This window comes from Novosphingobium sp. 32-60-15 (genome assembly GCF_002280675.1).
Lineage (GTDB): Bacteria > Pseudomonadota > Alphaproteobacteria > Sphingomonadales > Sphingomonadaceae > Novosphingobium.
On the sequence record NZ_NCEN01000009.1, the window covers coordinates 83,223 to 97,220 of the forward strand.

18 protein-coding genes are annotated in these 13,998 nt (G+C 60.1%); 9 read left to right on the plus strand and 9 right to left on the minus strand.

Translation table 11 applies throughout. The features are described 5' to 3' along the window. Positions 1-4 precede the first annotated feature (4 nt). From B7Y89_RS08920 to B7Y89_RS08935, 4 genes are read right to left on the minus strand one after another with little or no spacing between them, the layout of a single operon-like run. On the minus strand, positions 5-784 hold the full coding sequence (locus tag B7Y89_RS08920; RefSeq protein ID WP_292937727.1) for a glycerophosphodiester phosphodiesterase family protein: 780 nt from the start codon (positions 782-784) through the stop codon (positions 5-7). Continuing rightward, complete coding sequence (locus B7Y89_RS08925) at positions 765-1,232, minus strand: RidA family protein (protein ID WP_292937728.1); 468 nt, start codon at positions 1,230-1,232, stop codon at positions 765-767. The genes B7Y89_RS08920 and B7Y89_RS08925 overlap by 20 nt, the downstream gene beginning before the upstream one ends. After that, positions 1,229-1,858: an HAD family hydrolase gene (locus B7Y89_RS08930; RefSeq protein WP_292937730.1), complete on the minus strand. Its 630-nt coding sequence runs from the start codon at positions 1,856-1,858 to the stop codon at positions 1,229-1,231. Before B7Y89_RS08930 ends, B7Y89_RS08925 begins: the two co-directional genes overlap by 4 nt. Beyond that, positions 1,855-2,085, minus strand: coding sequence for a DUF3572 family protein (locus B7Y89_RS08935; RefSeq protein ID WP_292937732.1), 231 nt, complete (start codon positions 2,083-2,085; stop codon positions 1,855-1,857). The genes B7Y89_RS08930 and B7Y89_RS08935 overlap by 4 nt, the downstream gene beginning before the upstream one ends. Positions 2,086-2,199: 114 nt before the next feature. On the opposite strand from B7Y89_RS08935, the gene B7Y89_RS08940 reads away from it, so the two are divergent. Next, entirely contained in the window at positions 2,200-2,562 is a 363-nt protein-coding gene (locus tag B7Y89_RS08940; RefSeq protein ID WP_292937734.1) for a response regulator, read from the plus strand. 4 nt (positions 2,563-2,566) lie between these two features. On the opposite strand, the gene B7Y89_RS08945 is transcribed toward B7Y89_RS08940, so the two are convergent. Next, positions 2,567-3,109, minus strand: a complete 543-nt coding sequence (locus tag B7Y89_RS08945) for a Pycsar system effector family protein (RefSeq protein ID WP_292937736.1) — start codon at positions 3,107-3,109, stop codon at positions 2,567-2,569. 152 nt (positions 3,110-3,261) lie between these two features. Between B7Y89_RS08945 and B7Y89_RS08950 the strand changes: the two genes are divergently transcribed. From B7Y89_RS08950 to B7Y89_RS08960, 3 genes are read left to right on the plus strand one after another with little or no spacing between them, the layout of a single operon-like run. Continuing rightward, the gene (locus B7Y89_RS08950) at positions 3,262-3,501 is read left to right on the plus strand and encodes an acyl carrier protein (protein ID WP_054106682.1); all 240 of its coding nucleotides are present in this window, start codon (positions 3,262-3,264) and stop codon (positions 3,499-3,501) included. 37 nt (positions 3,502-3,538) lie between these two features. Continuing rightward, complete coding sequence (locus B7Y89_RS08955) at positions 3,539-4,738, plus strand: aminotransferase class I/II-fold pyridoxal phosphate-dependent enzyme (protein ID WP_292937740.1); 1,200 nt, start codon at positions 3,539-3,541, stop codon at positions 4,736-4,738. After that, positions 4,738-5,505 carry an SGNH/GDSL hydrolase family protein gene (locus tag B7Y89_RS08960; protein WP_292937742.1) on the plus strand — a complete coding sequence of 256 codons (768 nt, stop codon included), beginning with the start codon at positions 4,738-4,740 and terminating at the stop codon, positions 5,503-5,505. Before B7Y89_RS08955 ends, B7Y89_RS08960 begins: the two co-directional genes overlap by 1 nt. A gap of 30 nt (positions 5,506-5,535) precedes the next feature. Here the strand turns inward: B7Y89_RS08960 and mutM are convergent, their stop codons facing one another. Continuing rightward, complete coding sequence (mutM, locus tag B7Y89_RS08965) at positions 5,536-6,348, minus strand: bifunctional DNA-formamidopyrimidine glycosylase/DNA-(apurinic or apyrimidinic site) lyase (RefSeq protein WP_292937744.1); 813 nt, start codon at positions 6,346-6,348, stop codon at positions 5,536-5,538. A 73-nt stretch (positions 6,349-6,421) separates the two neighbouring features. Here mutM and B7Y89_RS08970 point away from each other — a divergent pair, with 73 nt between their 5' ends. The 3 genes from B7Y89_RS08970 to B7Y89_RS08980 are packed head-to-tail and all read left to right on the plus strand — an operon-like array spanning position 6,422 to position 9,833. Further along, positions 6,422-7,159, plus strand: a complete 738-nt coding sequence (locus B7Y89_RS08970; protein WP_292937745.1) for a class I SAM-dependent methyltransferase — start codon at positions 6,422-6,424, stop codon at positions 7,157-7,159. Positions 7,160-7,163: 4 nt separating this feature from the next. Continuing rightward, the gene (gene ubiB, locus B7Y89_RS08975) at positions 7,164-8,717 is read left to right on the plus strand and encodes a 2-polyprenylphenol 6-hydroxylase (RefSeq protein ID WP_292937747.1); all 1,554 of its coding nucleotides are present in this window, start codon (positions 7,164-7,166) and stop codon (positions 8,715-8,717) included. 12 nt (positions 8,718-8,729) lie between these two features. Further along, entirely contained in the window at positions 8,730-9,833 is a 1,104-nt protein-coding gene (locus B7Y89_RS08980; RefSeq protein ID WP_292937749.1) for an acyltransferase, read from the plus strand. Here the strand turns inward: B7Y89_RS08980 and B7Y89_RS08985 are convergent. Then, a complete protein-coding gene (locus B7Y89_RS08985; protein ID WP_292937751.1) occupies positions 9,830-10,228 on the minus strand; it encodes a hypothetical protein in 399 nt (132 codons plus the stop codon). The two genes, B7Y89_RS08980 and B7Y89_RS08985, sit on opposite strands and share 4 nt — an antisense overlap. Before the next feature lie 99 nt (positions 10,229-10,327). Here B7Y89_RS08985 and coaBC point away from each other — a divergent pair, with 99 nt between their 5' ends. Then, entirely contained in the window at positions 10,328-11,524 is a 1,197-nt protein-coding gene (gene coaBC / locus B7Y89_RS08990; protein ID WP_292937753.1) for a bifunctional phosphopantothenoylcysteine decarboxylase/phosphopantothenate--cysteine ligase CoaBC, read from the plus strand. Next, a complete protein-coding gene (dut, locus tag B7Y89_RS08995; protein ID WP_292937754.1) occupies positions 11,511-11,978 on the plus strand; it encodes a dUTP diphosphatase in 468 nt (155 codons plus the stop codon). The genes coaBC and dut overlap by 14 nt, the downstream gene beginning before the upstream one ends. A gap of 86 nt (positions 11,979-12,064) precedes the next feature. On the opposite strand, the gene B7Y89_RS09000 is transcribed toward dut, so the two are convergent. Together B7Y89_RS09000 and trpS are read right to left on the minus strand one after the other, a co-directional pair. Further along, positions 12,065-12,814, minus strand: a complete 750-nt coding sequence (locus tag B7Y89_RS09000; RefSeq protein ID WP_292937756.1) for a DUF4136 domain-containing protein — start codon at positions 12,812-12,814, stop codon at positions 12,065-12,067. Positions 12,815-12,971: 157 nt separating this feature from the next. Continuing rightward, positions 12,972-13,991: a tryptophan--tRNA ligase gene (gene trpS, locus B7Y89_RS09005; RefSeq protein WP_292937758.1), complete on the minus strand. Its 1,020-nt coding sequence runs from the start codon at positions 13,989-13,991 to the stop codon at positions 12,972-12,974. Between the last annotated feature and the right edge of the window lie 7 nt (positions 13,992-13,998).

Here is a 13,998-nt window from a genome sequence, read left to right on the forward strand (position 1 = left end):
GCGCTTATGCCCCCAGCCCTGCACCCTCGGCAATAGGTCCATCGGCACAGTCGGTCGCCCGCGCAGCCAGTTCCGCCGACCGCACGGTCCACGTCAGCAACGGGAAACCACGCTTGCGCTGCGTGGCCGCAAACTTGCTGGGCAAATCGCGGATGTCCCAGGCCAGAAATTGCGGCTTGGCCTGCCAGAACGCCAGACGCCGCTTGATCCGCGCGGGCAGCGTTCGGCTGCCGTTCTCGGTCACCACCAACCCGTGCACGATATGCGGCGAATAGCGGGCGAACCAGCGTGAGACACGCGGATCAAAGCTCATCACCGCCACCGGCCCGCGATACCCCTCAAGCGCCCGCCGCACAGCCAGGCACAGCGGTGCCGCACGCAATTCGCGCTTGGACTTAAGCTCGATCAACACAGACACCCGCCCCGCAACTTGCGTCAGGAATTCGCGCAGCGTGGGGATGCAATCATCGCTGCCGCTCAAACCAATCTTGGTCAACTGGTCCATGCGGAGATCAAGGACGGCGCCGGTCTGTCCGGTCAATCGCTCAAGTTCCCAGTCATGGAACACGACGGCCTGCCCATCGGCAGTGCGCTGCACATCGCATTCGATGCCCAGCCCCCGTTCAATCGCAAGTGCAAAGCCGGTAGGCGAATTTTCTGGCACGCCGCCGCTGGAGCCAGCACCGTGAAGCCCGCGATGGGCATAAGTCACGCCGCGCAGCCAGCCTACGCGCGCCTGATCGGGCGGCGTGACAAAGAAACTGTCAAGCAGAGCGAATAGCAAAGATCGCGTCGACTTCTACAGCCGCCCCCAAAGGCAAAACCGGAACACCTACTGCGCTGCGCGCGTGTTTGCCCGCATCGCCAAACGCCGCCACCATCAATTCCGAAGCGCCATTAGCGACTTTGGGCTGGTCGGTGAAATCCTTGGCCGAACTGATGAAAGCGCCCAGCTTTACCACGCGCTCTACCCGATCGAGCGACCCAAGCGCCGCTTTGACTTGTGCCAGGATCATCAGCCCGCAAGCCTGTGCAGCGGCGTTACCCTTTTCCGTGCTGACGTCTTTGCCCAAGCGCCCGGTCACCAGCTTGCCATCGATGAACGGCAATTGACCCGAAACGTGCAGCAGACCACCCGCTTCAACCGTGGGCACATAGGCCGCCACAGGCGCCGCTGCCTGGGGCAACGCCAAGCCCAATTCCGTCAGCCGGGCTTCAACAGTATCGGTCACGCGTCTTCTCCATGCATTTGTTCGAGTATCCACGGCAGCGCCGCATCCCACTGGTCAATCCGCGCATGGGCATGGCCTGCCTGATGCGCGCAATCGATGTGCGGCGCAATCAGCGGTTCACCGCACAAGTGCAGCCGGATCACGTCCGGCGTCAATTGCGAGACGGAATCATGGTGCTGCGGCAGGTCATCAATGAACAGCGCCCGTGTCGGGTTATATTCATCCAGAATGGCCTTGAGCGCTGGTCCCTTTGGCCCCTGATTGGTGAACACGCGGGCATTGATGCCAACATCGGCCAATTGCTGTGCGCGTGTTTCCCGGCGATGGTCATTCAGGTTCGTCAAAATTACGACATCTGCGTTTTCGGCAATCGTGTTGATGCCCGCCACTGCACCCGCAATCGCTTGCTGGCGGTACATTTCGGTATCGAAAAAGCGGTTCAGCAGGGTCCAGATTTCCTCTGTCGGCACCGCTGTTCCATCTTTGGCGTAGCGCAGCGCCTTGGCGAAGTCGGCGTTTTCCATCAGGAAGGTCACGCCTTCCTTTTCAGCCAACCAATCGCGGAACGGGGCGACCATGTGCAGCAGCACCTCGTCACAGTCGCTGATGATCAAGGGGCGGCTCATGCTAAATCCTTTCGGGCGGCGATGATGGCCGCAGGCGAAATGTCGAGTGCCGCTGCCGCATTGACAAGGTCTGCCTCGTGATTCGCCAGAAAATCAAGAACTGCGCCCAAAATCGCAGGCTCTGCCAGACCGGCGCGCAGTTCCTCGGGCGTCAGTCCGGTCAGGCCGAGGAAACGCTCGGCCCGTGGGCCATCGGACAGCACCCAGCCGAGGGCCTGAAGGGCCAATGCGGATGAATCAGGCGTGGAAGCGGGCTCGCGAATGATTGTCAGGGCCTTTCTCGGGCAATATGGGTGCGACCGAAGGCGGCAACTGGATGCCGTTCAGGAACACGATTGTCAGTGGCAAAAAGAATTCTGGTTGTCGAGGACAACGACCTCAACCGCAAACTGTTCTGCGACCTGTTGCGCGCCAACGGGTTCGAGGTTGAGCCTGTGGCCGATGGGCGCGAGGCAATTGCGAAAACGCGCATGTTCATGCCCGATCTGGTGATCATGGATATCCAGTTGCCCGAAGTTTCCGGCATGGATCTGATCACCGCAATCAAGGCCGACGACGAATTGAAAGCCATCCCGATTCTGGCGGTCACCGCTTATGCCGGCAAAGGCGATGAAGAATCGATCCGCGATGCAGGCGCCGAAGGTTATTTGGCCAAACCCGTGTCGATTGGCCCGTTCATGGTGGCGGTGAACAAGCTGGTCTGACACATCACTGCGTCAAAGCTGTGGCGTGTTCGATCATGAAGGTGATTACCGTCAGGCACAGCCCGGCCATGAAGCTTTTGTAGGCATAAGCAAGGTAGCGATACTTCTTGCGCTGCAGAACTTGCCCGTTCTGATAGACATCGTGGAGCATCATGCGGAAGACGGTCTCGTCCGAATGCAGTTCGGCCAGCACCTCGTCTGTCCACGCGGCCTCGTCCATGTGCGTGAAATAGCCGAAGAACAGCTTGTTCGGCGCGCCTTCACCAACCTTGGCCGTATTAGGCCCGCTGACCGAAGGCAAAACGGCGAACACCGCGCACAACGCCGATATGAAGGCAAAGCTGGCCAAAACGCCCAGCGACCAAGGCATCGCGCCGTTTCGGGCCTGCCCCACCGCAATCGTGAACACCACAAACGTCGCGCCCATCAAAATCGATGCCTTGGTATCGGCCATCTGGCTTAGCGTGACGTTGATTTGCTGGGTGGTGCGGACAAGATGGATGGCCTGGTTGGAAAAGCTGGCGGGCTGCCCCCTCATTTCTGGCATGGTCTTCCCTTCGGGTTTTGCCCATAATCTTCAGTTAATCGGGGATGGCATACACCGGCTGCGCTTGACAAGCAGGGGCAATCGCCGCTTTTCCGCCTTAATCGTCTGGCAGGGGCTAATCGCCCAAAGGCTGCCCGTTGGAGAAGAAACACATGGATCGCGCCGCAACTGCCGAAAAGATCGCCGAACTGATTGAACCTTTTAACAAAAAGGGCGTCGCAGTTACCGAAGCGACCACGTTTGCCGGCGATCTGGAATGGGACAGCCTGACCGTGATGGACTTCGTTGCCGCCATCGAAGACGATTTTGACATCATCATCAGCATGAACCAGCAAGCTGAAATTGAGACATATGGCCAACTGATCGACGCGGTGACAAAACTTCAGGGTTAACCCCCCGGTTGCCGGTGGCAGAGGATAACACAAGCGCATGACCGACCTTTTTTCGAAGTTTGATCCCCTGATCGAACAGCGCCGCGCGCTGCTGGCAGGCGGGGTTGAAGATCCGTTCAATCTGGTGATGGAACGCGTGATCTCGCCCACTGTCGCAGTGTGCAACGGGCGCGAGACGATCCTGCTCGGCACTTACAATTACATGGGCATGACCTTTGACCCCGATGTAATTGCGGCAGGCAAGCAGGCGCTTGATGATTTCGGCGCTGGCACCACCGGCAGCCGCGTGCTGAACGGCACATATGCCGGGCACCGCGCCTGTGAAGAAGCGCTCAAGGAATTCTACGGCATGGATCATGCCATGGTCTTCTCCACCGGCTATCAGGCCAACCTTGGCATCATCAGCACGATTGCGGGCAAAGGCGATTACATCGTGCTCGACATCGACAGCCACGCCTCCATCTGGGACGGCTGCAAGATGGGCGATGCCGAAGTCGTGCCGTTCAAGCACAACGACATCGTGGCCATGGAAAAGCGCCTCAAGCGCATTCCCGAAGGCGCGGGCAAGCTGGTCATTCTTGAAGGCGTCTATTCGATGCTGGGCGATATTGCCCCGCTCAAGGAAATGATCCGCGTCGCCAAGGAAAACGGCGCGATGGTGCTGGTTGATGAAGCACACTCGATGGGCTTCATCGGCCCCAACGGGCGCGGCGTGGCCGAAGACCAGGGCTGCCTTGAAGACGTCGATTTCGTGATCGGCACATTCTCGAAGTCGGTCGGCACGGTTGGCGGCTTCTGCGTTTCGAACCACCCCAAGTTTGAAATCCTGCGCCTTGTCTGCCGCCCTTATGTGTTCACCGCCTCATTGCCACCCAGCGTTGTCCACACCGCCGCCACGTCCATCCGCAAACTGATGCATGGCAAGGCCAAGCGCGACAAGTTGTGGGAAAGCTCGCGTGTCCTGCACAAGGGCCTGCGCGATCTGGGCTTCCAGCTTGGCACGCCCGAAGCGCAGAGCGCGATCATCGCGGTCATCATGCCCGATCTGGAACGCGGCGCCGCCATGTGGGAGGCGCTCCTGCATGAAGGACTGTACGTCAACCTTGCCCGCCCGCCGGCAACGCCTGCGGGCATGACCCTGCTGCGCTGCTCACTATGCGCCGAACATACCGCCGATCAGGTGCAGACCATCATCGGCATGTTCGAACGCGCCGGCAAGGCTGTCGGGATCATCTGATGCGCAAAGCATGGCTGGCGCTGGCGCTGGTTGCAACGCCAGTCTGGGCACAAAACCGTCCGGCAGCGCCAGCCGCCGTTGCCGAAGGGATGAGCGATAAGCCCTGCTCCGTGCAGACGCAGGGTTTCCACGCGGGCCACCCTTATGTGCGCCAGAACGATTGGGCGTGGCTGTGCCGCTATGCCGAAGCTGACAAGCAACTCGCCCAAGCACCACGCGTCGTATTCATTGGCGATTCGATCACCGAAGGCTGGGTTGGCCTTGCGCCATCGCTTTTCGTCAGCGGCGCAATCGGGCGCGGGATCAGCGGACAAACCAGCCCGCAGGTGCTTGTGCGATTCTATCAGGACGTAGTGCGGCTCCGGCCTAAAGTCGTGCACATCATGATCGGCACGAACGATGTGGCGGGCAATACCGGCCCGTCCAGCCCCGAGATGTACACCAATCACATCGCCGCCATGGTCGATCTGGCCCGCGCCAACGGCATTGCGGTAGTGATCGGCAGCATCCTGCCCGCCGCGAAGTTCCCGTGGCGGCCAAACATTGCGCCTGCATCGCAGGTCGTCACCCTAAACGCCTGGCTCAAAGATTTCGCAAAGACCCGCGGCGCTGTTTTCGCCGATTACCACAAAGCGCTGGTCAACGCCGAAGGCGGTATCAACCCCGACCTTGCCCCCGACGGCATCCACCCCAACGCCAAAGGCTATGCCGTGATGGAACCCATCGCAAAGGCTGCAATTGCCGAAGCGGAAAAGCGCCAACGTTGAAGCGGCGCTAAACACCCCACCGCTCATTCATCATTTCTGGCACTTTGCGCAAAAGAACGTCGAACGCCCGCCTTGCACCACGCGTTCTACCGTGCCGCCGCAGGTACAGGCTTCACCCTCGCGCCCGTAAACGCGCCAATCCCTCGCAAAATAGCCCAACTCGCCGCTGGGGCGGGCGTAATCACGCAAGGTTGATCCGCCTGCTGCGATGGATTCGTTAAGGACATCGCGGATGGCGGGGACCAACTGGGTGAGCGCCTTGGCGGAAACTTTGCCGCCCGCGCGCTCGGGGTGAATGCCCGCACGGCCCAGCGCCTCGCAGACATAGATATTGCCCAAACCGGCGACGATCCGCTGATCGAGCAGCAGGAGCTTCACTGCCGAAATCCGGTCCTTGAACGCGGCTTTAAGGTGCGCCACAGACAGCCCGTCGCCCAAAGGTTCCGGACCCAGCGCAGCAAATTGCGGCCAGACTTCGAGCGTGGGAGTATCGACCAGATCAACCGACCCGAAGCGGCGGGCATCATTCAACGCCAGAACCCGGCCATCCCCGGTTTCCAGCACCAGATGGTCATGTTTGCCGATATCATCTGGATCGATTCGCCAGCGGCCCGACATGCCGAGGTGGAACACCATTGTGCGGTCGCGGTCGGTGTGGATCAGGCCATATTTTGCGCGCCGCGAAAGGCCGGTTACCCGCGCTCCTGTCAACGCTTGGGCCAAGTCCACAGGGAACGGACGCCGCAAATCGGCGCGATTAACCGCAACGCGGGTGATAACCTGCCCGTCAAGCACGGTTGCAAGTCCACGGACAGTGGTTTCTACTTCTGGTAATTCGGGCATAACGCCATCACCCCTAACACCCCCACCTAACACCCTTTGCCGTCCGGGCAATTCCCCACTAAAGGCGCAAGGTATGACCGCACAAGAAACCGCCTCGTTTGGCTATGAAGATATCCCCGCTGATGAAAAGGAAGGCCGCGTTGGCGCGATCTTTTCAAACGTTGCCGCCAAATATGACGTGATGAACGATGCCATGTCGGTTGGCATGCACCGTTTGTGGAAAGACAAGTTCGTGCGCCGCGTCCGCCCGAAGGATGGCGAGACGATCCTTGATATGGCTGGCGGCACCGGCGACATCGCATTCCGCATGGCTCCTTCGGGCGCGCAGATCACGGTGTCAGATATCAATCAGGACATGCTGGATGTCGGCATCGAACGCGCGATGAAGCGCGGCATCGATGGCCTTGTCTGGTCCTGCCAGAATGCCGAAGAACTTAGCTTTGGCGACCGCTTCTTCGATGCCTACACCATCGCGTTCGGCATCCGCAACGTAACTCACATCGACAAGGCACTGGCCGAAGCGCACCGCGTGTTGAAATTCGGCGGGCGGTTCTTCTGCCTTGAATTTTCGACCACGCAATGGCCGGGCTTCTCGGAAATTTACGACGCCTATTCGCACAAATTGGTGCCGAAGCTGGGCCAGATGATCGCGGGCGACGAGGAATCCTACCGCTACCTGATCGAATCGATCCGCCGCTTTCCGACCATGCCCGAATTTGAAGGCATGATCCGCGCAGCAGGCTTCCGCCATACCAAGGTTGAGCCGATCCTTGGCGGCCTGGTGGCGATCCATTCAGGCTGGAAGGTCTGAGCTTTTGACTCACCCCGCCACACATTTGCGCCGGTTGCTTGGCTGGGGCCGGACGCTTGCGCGCCACGGCGCTTTGCGCGGGATCGAGGCTGATCCCAATACGCCAGCGCCCGTTCGTACGTTATGCCGGGTCGCGCGGTTTGGCACGCGCCAGCCCAAGACGCCCGATTATGCAGGCGCTTTCCGCGCCATCGGCCCTGCGGCCATCAAACTGGGCCAGACGCTTGCCACCCGCCCCGATCTGGTAGGCGAGGAAGCCGCACACAACTTGCTGGCGCTGCAAGACAAATTGCCGCCGGTTGATTTCGCGGTCATCCGGGCAGAGATCGAGCGCACGTTCGAAAAGCCGCTTGAGTCGCTGTATTCGCAATTCGATCCCGAACCCGTTGGCGCTGCATCCGTCGCGCAGGTTCACCGCGCCGTCACCACCGAAGGCCGCAAGGTTGCGGTCAAGATCCTGCGCCCCGGTGTGCGTGAAAAGATGGCGCGCGACATTGATACCTATGAATGGGCCGCCGCCCACCTTGAAGCTTTGGGCGGCGAGGCGAGCCGGTTGCGCCCGCGCATGGTCATCGCCAATTTCAAACGCTGGACGGTGCGCGAACTTGATTTGCGGCGTGAAGCGGCTTCAGCATCGGAACTGGCCGATCTGATGCGCGCGCATGCGGGCTATCGCGTGCCAAGCATCGATTGGGACCGCACAAACGGCAAAGTGATGACGCTCGACTGGATCGACGGCATCAAGATCAGCGATACTCGTGCGCTTGATGCAGCGGGCATTGATCGCAAGGATTTGTCCGCGCGCCTCGTCATCGCGTTCCTTACCCAGGCGATCAGCGGCGGGTATTTCCACGCCGACATGCATCAGGGCAACCTGTTCGTTGAAGCCGACAGCACGATCACCGCGATTGATTTTGGCATCATGGGCAGGATTGATCGCCGCGCCCGTCAATGGCTGGCAGAAATTCTTTACGGCCTGACCACGGGCAATTACCGCCGCGTTGCCGAAATCCACTTCGAAGCGCAATATGTGCCAAGCTACCATTCGGTCGATGAATTCGCCACGGCCCTGCGCGCGGTGGGTGAACCCATGCGCGGGCGTCCGGTCAGCGAATTGTCGGTCGGGCAGATGCTGGACGGCCTGTTTGCGATCACCCGCGATTTCGACATGCAGACCCAGCCGCACTTGTTGTTGCTGCAAAAAACGATGGTCATGGTCGAAGGTATCGCCACCCAGCTTGATCCTGAAATCAACATGTGGGACACTGCAGCGCCTTTCGTGCGCAACTGGATCCGCGATGAACTCGGCCCCGAAGCGGCTATCGCTGACCGTGTGCGCGAAGGCGTGAAGACCCTGTTCGGCCTGCCCGATCTGGTCCGCCGGATCGAAGAAAAGTACCCGCCCAAAGGCGGCGCGCCCGAAGCTCCGCCGCTGCCGGAAATCGATCTCATCGTTGGCCCCAACCGCCGCCGCCGCAACTGGCCGGGCCAGATCGTGCCGTTTGTTGCGGGCGGTGCGGTTATGACCATTGCCCACGCGCTTGGCGTCTGGGGCTGAAGAAGACCGCCTTTGCTTAACCACGCCCTTTCGCACTTGCGCCTGCCGCAGCGCCACTTCCACGCGCTGGATTTGTCACGGCTGCTGGCGGCAATCATGGTACTGTTCTGGCATTATCAGCACATCTTCGTGCCACCTGTGCCCTATCACGTCCACGTCGACCGGGCGATCCAGCCCTGGTACGACACGCTAAGCTGGCTGTATAATCACGGCCATACGGCTGTGCAGTATTTCTGGGCGGTATCGGGTTTCGTCTTCGCCCACGTCTATCTTTCAGACCCGCGCGCGCAAGGCCGGTTCTGGCTCGCCCGGTTCGCACGGCTGTGGCCGCTGCATCTGCTGACGCTGGGCCTGATGGCGCTGCTTCAGGGCATATACTTCGCGCGCACCGGCACGGAATTCATCTATCACACCAACGATATCAAACACTTCCTACTCTCGCTTCCGCTGATGCAATATTGGGGCTGGCAGGATAACCAGTCGTTCAACGGCCCGTCGTGGTCGCTTTCGACAGAGATTCTGGCGTATCTTGTCTTTTGGCTTTCGTTGCCGGCCCTTCGCCGTTTGCCGCTTGCTCTCGCATTTGTGCTGGGCGCCGGTTTGCTTTGGTACATGCTCGAAGGCGGGCCGAACAAAGACGTGCTATCGTGCGTCGGCTACTTTTTCCTTGGCTGCGCAGTCTATGCTGCCACGCTGAAGGGCTGGCTGCGTCCGGCCAATCTTCTGCCCTTTGGCGCGGCGCTTATCGTAGCGGCATTCTGGCTTAAATCGACTTACCGCAGCGGTGATGCCGCCACGATAGCGGGCACATTCGGCGTGGTTTTCCTTACCCTCGCTGCGGACATGTCAGACGCCAAGGGCCGTCTCGGCTTCGGCCAAAAGCTGGGCGATGCCTCCTACGGCATCTATCTTTGGCATATCCCGATCCAGTTGACGGTTGTGCTGATCATCGACGCCATCGGCGTGCCCCGCGACATCGCCCGTCAACCGTGGTTCATGCTTTCGTTCGTCGCCGCCGCGATCACCGCAGGCTTCATCAGCCACGCCAGGTTCGAACGCCCTGCACAAAAAGCGGTGTTCGCTTTGGCCGCACGGTGGAAAACGAAGAATGCCTAAGCCGCAATGTCGGCCAGCTTGTGGTGTGGCAGCATCCGCCATGCCGCCAGCATCAGCAACACATGGCCCGCTTCGATAATCATCGGCATAGGCCAGCCGGGATAAGCACCCGACACACCCAGATTGATCGCGCGTCCCACGAACGACACCCCAAAAAGCAGCGCAGGCACCAGCAACAAGTCGGCATTGCGCCGCCAAGCGCCCCACATCATGCAAAACGCTGCAACGCCGAAGAATGATGTGAAATCGGCCCGGATCGTCGAGATTCCGCCAATGCCGGTGGCTGCAATGCCAAACCCGGTAGCCGCCTGCTCAGGCCCGGTCAAAAACCCGATGGCCAGAAACAGATCAAACAGGCCCGCCAGAAATACCAAGGCCGTTAGAATTAAGCGCATTCCCGCATCCTTAGTTGATTGGTCCCAAGTGTGCCTGATCTGGGGCGCACACGCAAAAGGATTGCGCACAAGTCTTTGCCATTGCACAAGCGCGATGCAATGAATGGCAAACGCATTCTCCTCATCATCGGCGGCGGCATCGCGGCTTACAAAGCCTGCGAACTGGTCCGGCTTATCCGTAAACAAGGCGCAGAGGTGACATGTGTGCTGACCGATGGCGGCGCGCACTTCGTCACCGCGATGACCTTGGCCGCGCTGAGTGAAAACCCCGTCCATACGACCTTGTGGGACCTCAAGAACGAGGTTGAAATGGGCCATATCCAATTATCGCGACAGGCCGATCTTATCGTCGTTTGCCCTGCCACGGCAGACCTCATGGCGCGCATGGCGGCGGGGATTGCCGATGATCTGGCCACGACGCTGCTGTTGGCCACAGACAAGCCCGTGATGGCCGTGCCTGCCATGAACGTGCGGATGTGGCAGCACGCCGCGACTATGCGCAATGTCGCCACACTTCGCAGCTCAGGCGTTACCGTGCTTGATCCTGATGATGGCATGATGGCTTGCGGGGAATATGGTCCCGGACGCTTGCCTGAACCCGATGCAGTGCTGGCCGCTATCGCAAGCCACCTCGACAGCCAGCGTGCAAAAGGGCCGCTCACCGGCAAACACATCCTGATTACCGCGGGCCCCACGCACGAGCCGATTGATCCGGTGCGCTACATTGCCAACCGGTCCAGCGGCAAGCAGGGCTTTGCCATCGCCGCCGCCGCCGCGCAGGCAGGCGCGAAGGTCACGCTTGTTGCTGGCCCCGTCAACCTGCCAACGCCACCAGGCGTCACGCGTATCGACGTTGAAACCGCGCGCCAGATGTCTGCGGCTGTCGATGCAGCGCTGCCCGCAGATATCGCGATCATGGTGGCCGCCGTGGCTGACTGGCGCTCGGCCGGAGAGGCCAACCAGAAGATCAAGAAAGATGGTTCGGGGCACGTGCCGCCGCTGGAATTGGTCGAAAACCCTGACATCCTTGCCAGTTTGTGCAAATCTGCCCGGCGCCCGCCGCTAGTCATCGGTTTTGCCGCCGAAACCAACGACGTTCTGGCTCACGCTAAGGCCAAGCTGGCGCGCAAAGGTGCCGACTGGATCGTCGCCAATGACGTCGCCACGCACAAGATGGGCGGCGAAATAAACGCCCTGCATATCGTCAGCGCTACGGGCATCGAAAGCCTTGGCGAAATGTCCAAGGATGCCGCCGCTGTCGCCCTCGTCCAAAGGATTGCCGATGTCCTCGCCTGAAGTCCCGGTCCTAGTAAAGCGCCTGCCCCACGGTGAGGGCCTGCCCCTTCCGGCCTATGCCACAGCGGGTGCCGCAGGCATGGATGTGGTTGCCGCCGAGGATGTTGACCTTGCCCCTCGCGCGCGCCACGCGGTGGCTACGGGCCTCGCTCTCGCCATCCCGCATGGCTATGAAATCCAGGTCCGCCCCCGCTCCGGCCTTGCGCTGAAACATGGGGTCACCGTGCCCAATACGCCAGGCACGATTGACAGCGATTATCGCGGTGAACTCAAAGTCATCATGATTAACCTTGGCGCTGAAACTTTCGCCATCCGCCGGGGTGACCGCGTGGCCCAACTCGTTGTTGCTCCGGTTACGCGCGGCACATGGCTTGAAGTTGGCGAACTGGACGAAACCGCGCGCGGCGAAGGCGGCTTTGGTTCAACCGGTGGATTGGCCGCGTTGAAGGGGTGATTTTACGAAATCTGTCCTTGTCGTGCGCCACCAACCAAAAAGGCCCCGCATAACTGCGAGGCCTTTTTTAATCCGGCAACGAAAGGTTACTTGACCTTCTTCACCGTCTTTTTCTCAGGCGCGATGGAAATGCGTAGTGTTTCGCCGTTGTTGCCCGGGAAGCCGGTGAACATGGCTTCCACCAGATTCGGCACGACATAGGACAAGCGGTTCGATTGCGAAGCTGCTTCAGCCTTGCCTTCAAACAGGCGCTGCCCGTCGGTCCGGCGGTCAATCTTCAGGTCGATACCGCTGGTGTAAACCGTGACTACATCAACACCGCCGCCGCCGAAGCCACCACCGAAGAAGAACGGATCGTTCCAACCCCAGCCCCAGCCGCCACCATAGCCACCAAAGCCGCCGCGACCAAAGCCTCTGCGATAGCCCGGACCCCAACCCGGGCCCCAGCCACCCCAGCCGCCCCAACCACCCCAGTAGGGATCGTTGAAACCGGTCTGGCGAATGCGATCACGGCCCTGATCAACGCCATAGTCGAACCTTACAATCATGTCGGCTGTTTCAGCACTGGCTGGCATATAGCCAAGCTTTTGCATCTGAGCGCCAACCAGCGACGCGTACTGCGAGAATTCCAGGCCGCCTGCGTCCTTGGGATCATCGGCAACAATCGCAAAAGTCTGGCCTTGCGGAGCTGGAAGTTGGCCTTGAAAGCGCTGAACATCCGCCTTGAATGGTGTGGCACAGCCGCCCAGAGCGGCCAGCAGCAGAGGCACGGCAATCGCGCCGGCAAGCCGCCGCCTGCCCGTCGCCAAGAGCCTGCTTTGCAATAGGGTTTTCATCGTTGCGACTCCTTACGTGCAGCCTACCACATCCTTATCGGACGCAAGACCACTTAGCATGCCGTCTTTTTGGACGGGAGGTGCTGAATGCACGTTGAATGGCCCCTGCAACATATGTTGCAGGCGGGCCATGTTCCGCAACAATTCAGGTTGTCCACTAACCCCTTACGAGGCCCAGTGCTTCATAGGCGCGGGTCAATGTAGGTGCGGCAAGATCGCGTGCATTCAGCGCACCCTTGCACAAAATCGCATCCAGCGCCTCGCGATCCTCGCGCAATTCGCGATAGCGCGCCGCCATTGGCGAGAGCTTTTCGACCAGCAGTTCGCCCAGCGCAGGCTTGAACTGGCCAAAGCCCTTGCCTTCAAATTCAGCCAGTACCGCAGCAGGCGCAAGGCCTACCATCGCGGCATAAATGCCAACCAGATTGTTCGCCTCGGGCCGCCCCGCCAATCCTTCAACCGTGGCTGGCAATGGCTCCGGATCGGTCTTAGCTTTCTTGACCTTCTGCATGATCGCATCGGCATCATCGGTCAGGTTGATGCGGCTCATGTCCGAAGGATCAGACTTGCTCATCTTGGCGGTGCCATCACGCAAAGACATGATGCGCGCCGCTTCTGGCGGAATGATCGGTTCCGGCAAGGTGAACAACGGCGCATCTTCAGGGCAAAAATCGTTGTTGAACTTTTGCGCCAAGTCGCGGGCTAGTTCCAGATGCTGCTTCTGGTCATCGCCCACGGGAACGTGTGTTCCCTGATACAGCAGGATGTCTGCAGCCTGCAGTACGGGATATGTGAACAGCGCAACGCTGGCACCCTCACGGTTCTTTCCTGCTTTGTCCTTCCACTGCGTCATCCGGTTCAACCAGCCCATTCGTGCCGTACCATTCAGCAGCCATTGCAGTTCGGCATGAGCGGGCACTTGCGCCTGATTGAACAGGATCGACTTGTCCGGATCAATCCCGCATGAAACCAGTGCGGCCACCATTTCGCGCGTGTTCGACGCAAGCTCAGCAGGGCTGTGCGGCATCGAAATCGCATGCAAATCAGCGAGGAAGTAGAGGCATTCAGCACCCTTGGCCGAATATTCATCCTGCATGCGCACCCAGTTCCGGATCGCACCCAGGTAATTGCCGAGGTGGAGATTGCCCGTGGGCTGGATACCGGAAACGATGCGCATCAAATTG

Coding starts and splice junctions, on each gene's coding strand:
- B7Y89_RS08930 (WP_292937730.1), bottom strand. CDS start 1,858: ATGAGCCGCCCCTTGATCATCAGCGACTGTGACGAGGTGCTGCTGCAC.
- B7Y89_RS08945 (WP_292937736.1), bottom strand. CDS start 3,109: ATGCCAGAAATGAGGGGGCAGCCCGCCAGCTTTTCCAACCAGGCCATC.
- B7Y89_RS08950 (WP_054106682.1), top strand. CDS start 3,262: ATGGATCGCGCCGCAACTGCCGAAAAGATCGCCGAACTGATTGAACCT.
- B7Y89_RS08955 (WP_292937740.1), top strand. CDS start 3,539: ATGACCGACCTTTTTTCGAAGTTTGATCCCCTGATCGAACAGCGCCGC.
- B7Y89_RS08960 (WP_292937742.1), top strand. CDS start 4,738: ATGCGCAAAGCATGGCTGGCGCTGGCGCTGGTTGCAACGCCAGTCTGG.
- mutM (WP_292937744.1), bottom strand. CDS start 6,348: ATGCCCGAATTACCAGAAGTAGAAACCACTGTCCGTGGACTTGCAACC.
- B7Y89_RS08970 (WP_292937745.1), top strand. CDS start 6,422: ATGACCGCACAAGAAACCGCCTCGTTTGGCTATGAAGATATCCCCGCT.
- B7Y89_RS08985 (WP_292937751.1), bottom strand. CDS start 10,228: ATGCGCTTAATTCTAACGGCCTTGGTATTTCTGGCGGGCCTGTTTGAT.
- coaBC (WP_292937753.1), top strand. CDS start 10,328: ATGAATGGCAAACGCATTCTCCTCATCATCGGCGGCGGCATCGCGGCT.
- dut (WP_292937754.1), top strand. CDS start 11,511: ATGTCCTCGCCTGAAGTCCCGGTCCTAGTAAAGCGCCTGCCCCACGGT.
- B7Y89_RS09000 (WP_292937756.1), bottom strand. CDS start 12,814: ATGAAAACCCTATTGCAAAGCAGGCTCTTGGCGACGGGCAGGCGGCGG.
- trpS (WP_292937758.1), bottom strand. CDS start 13,991: ATGCGCATCGTTTCCGGTATCCAGCCCACGGGCAATCTCCACCTCGGC.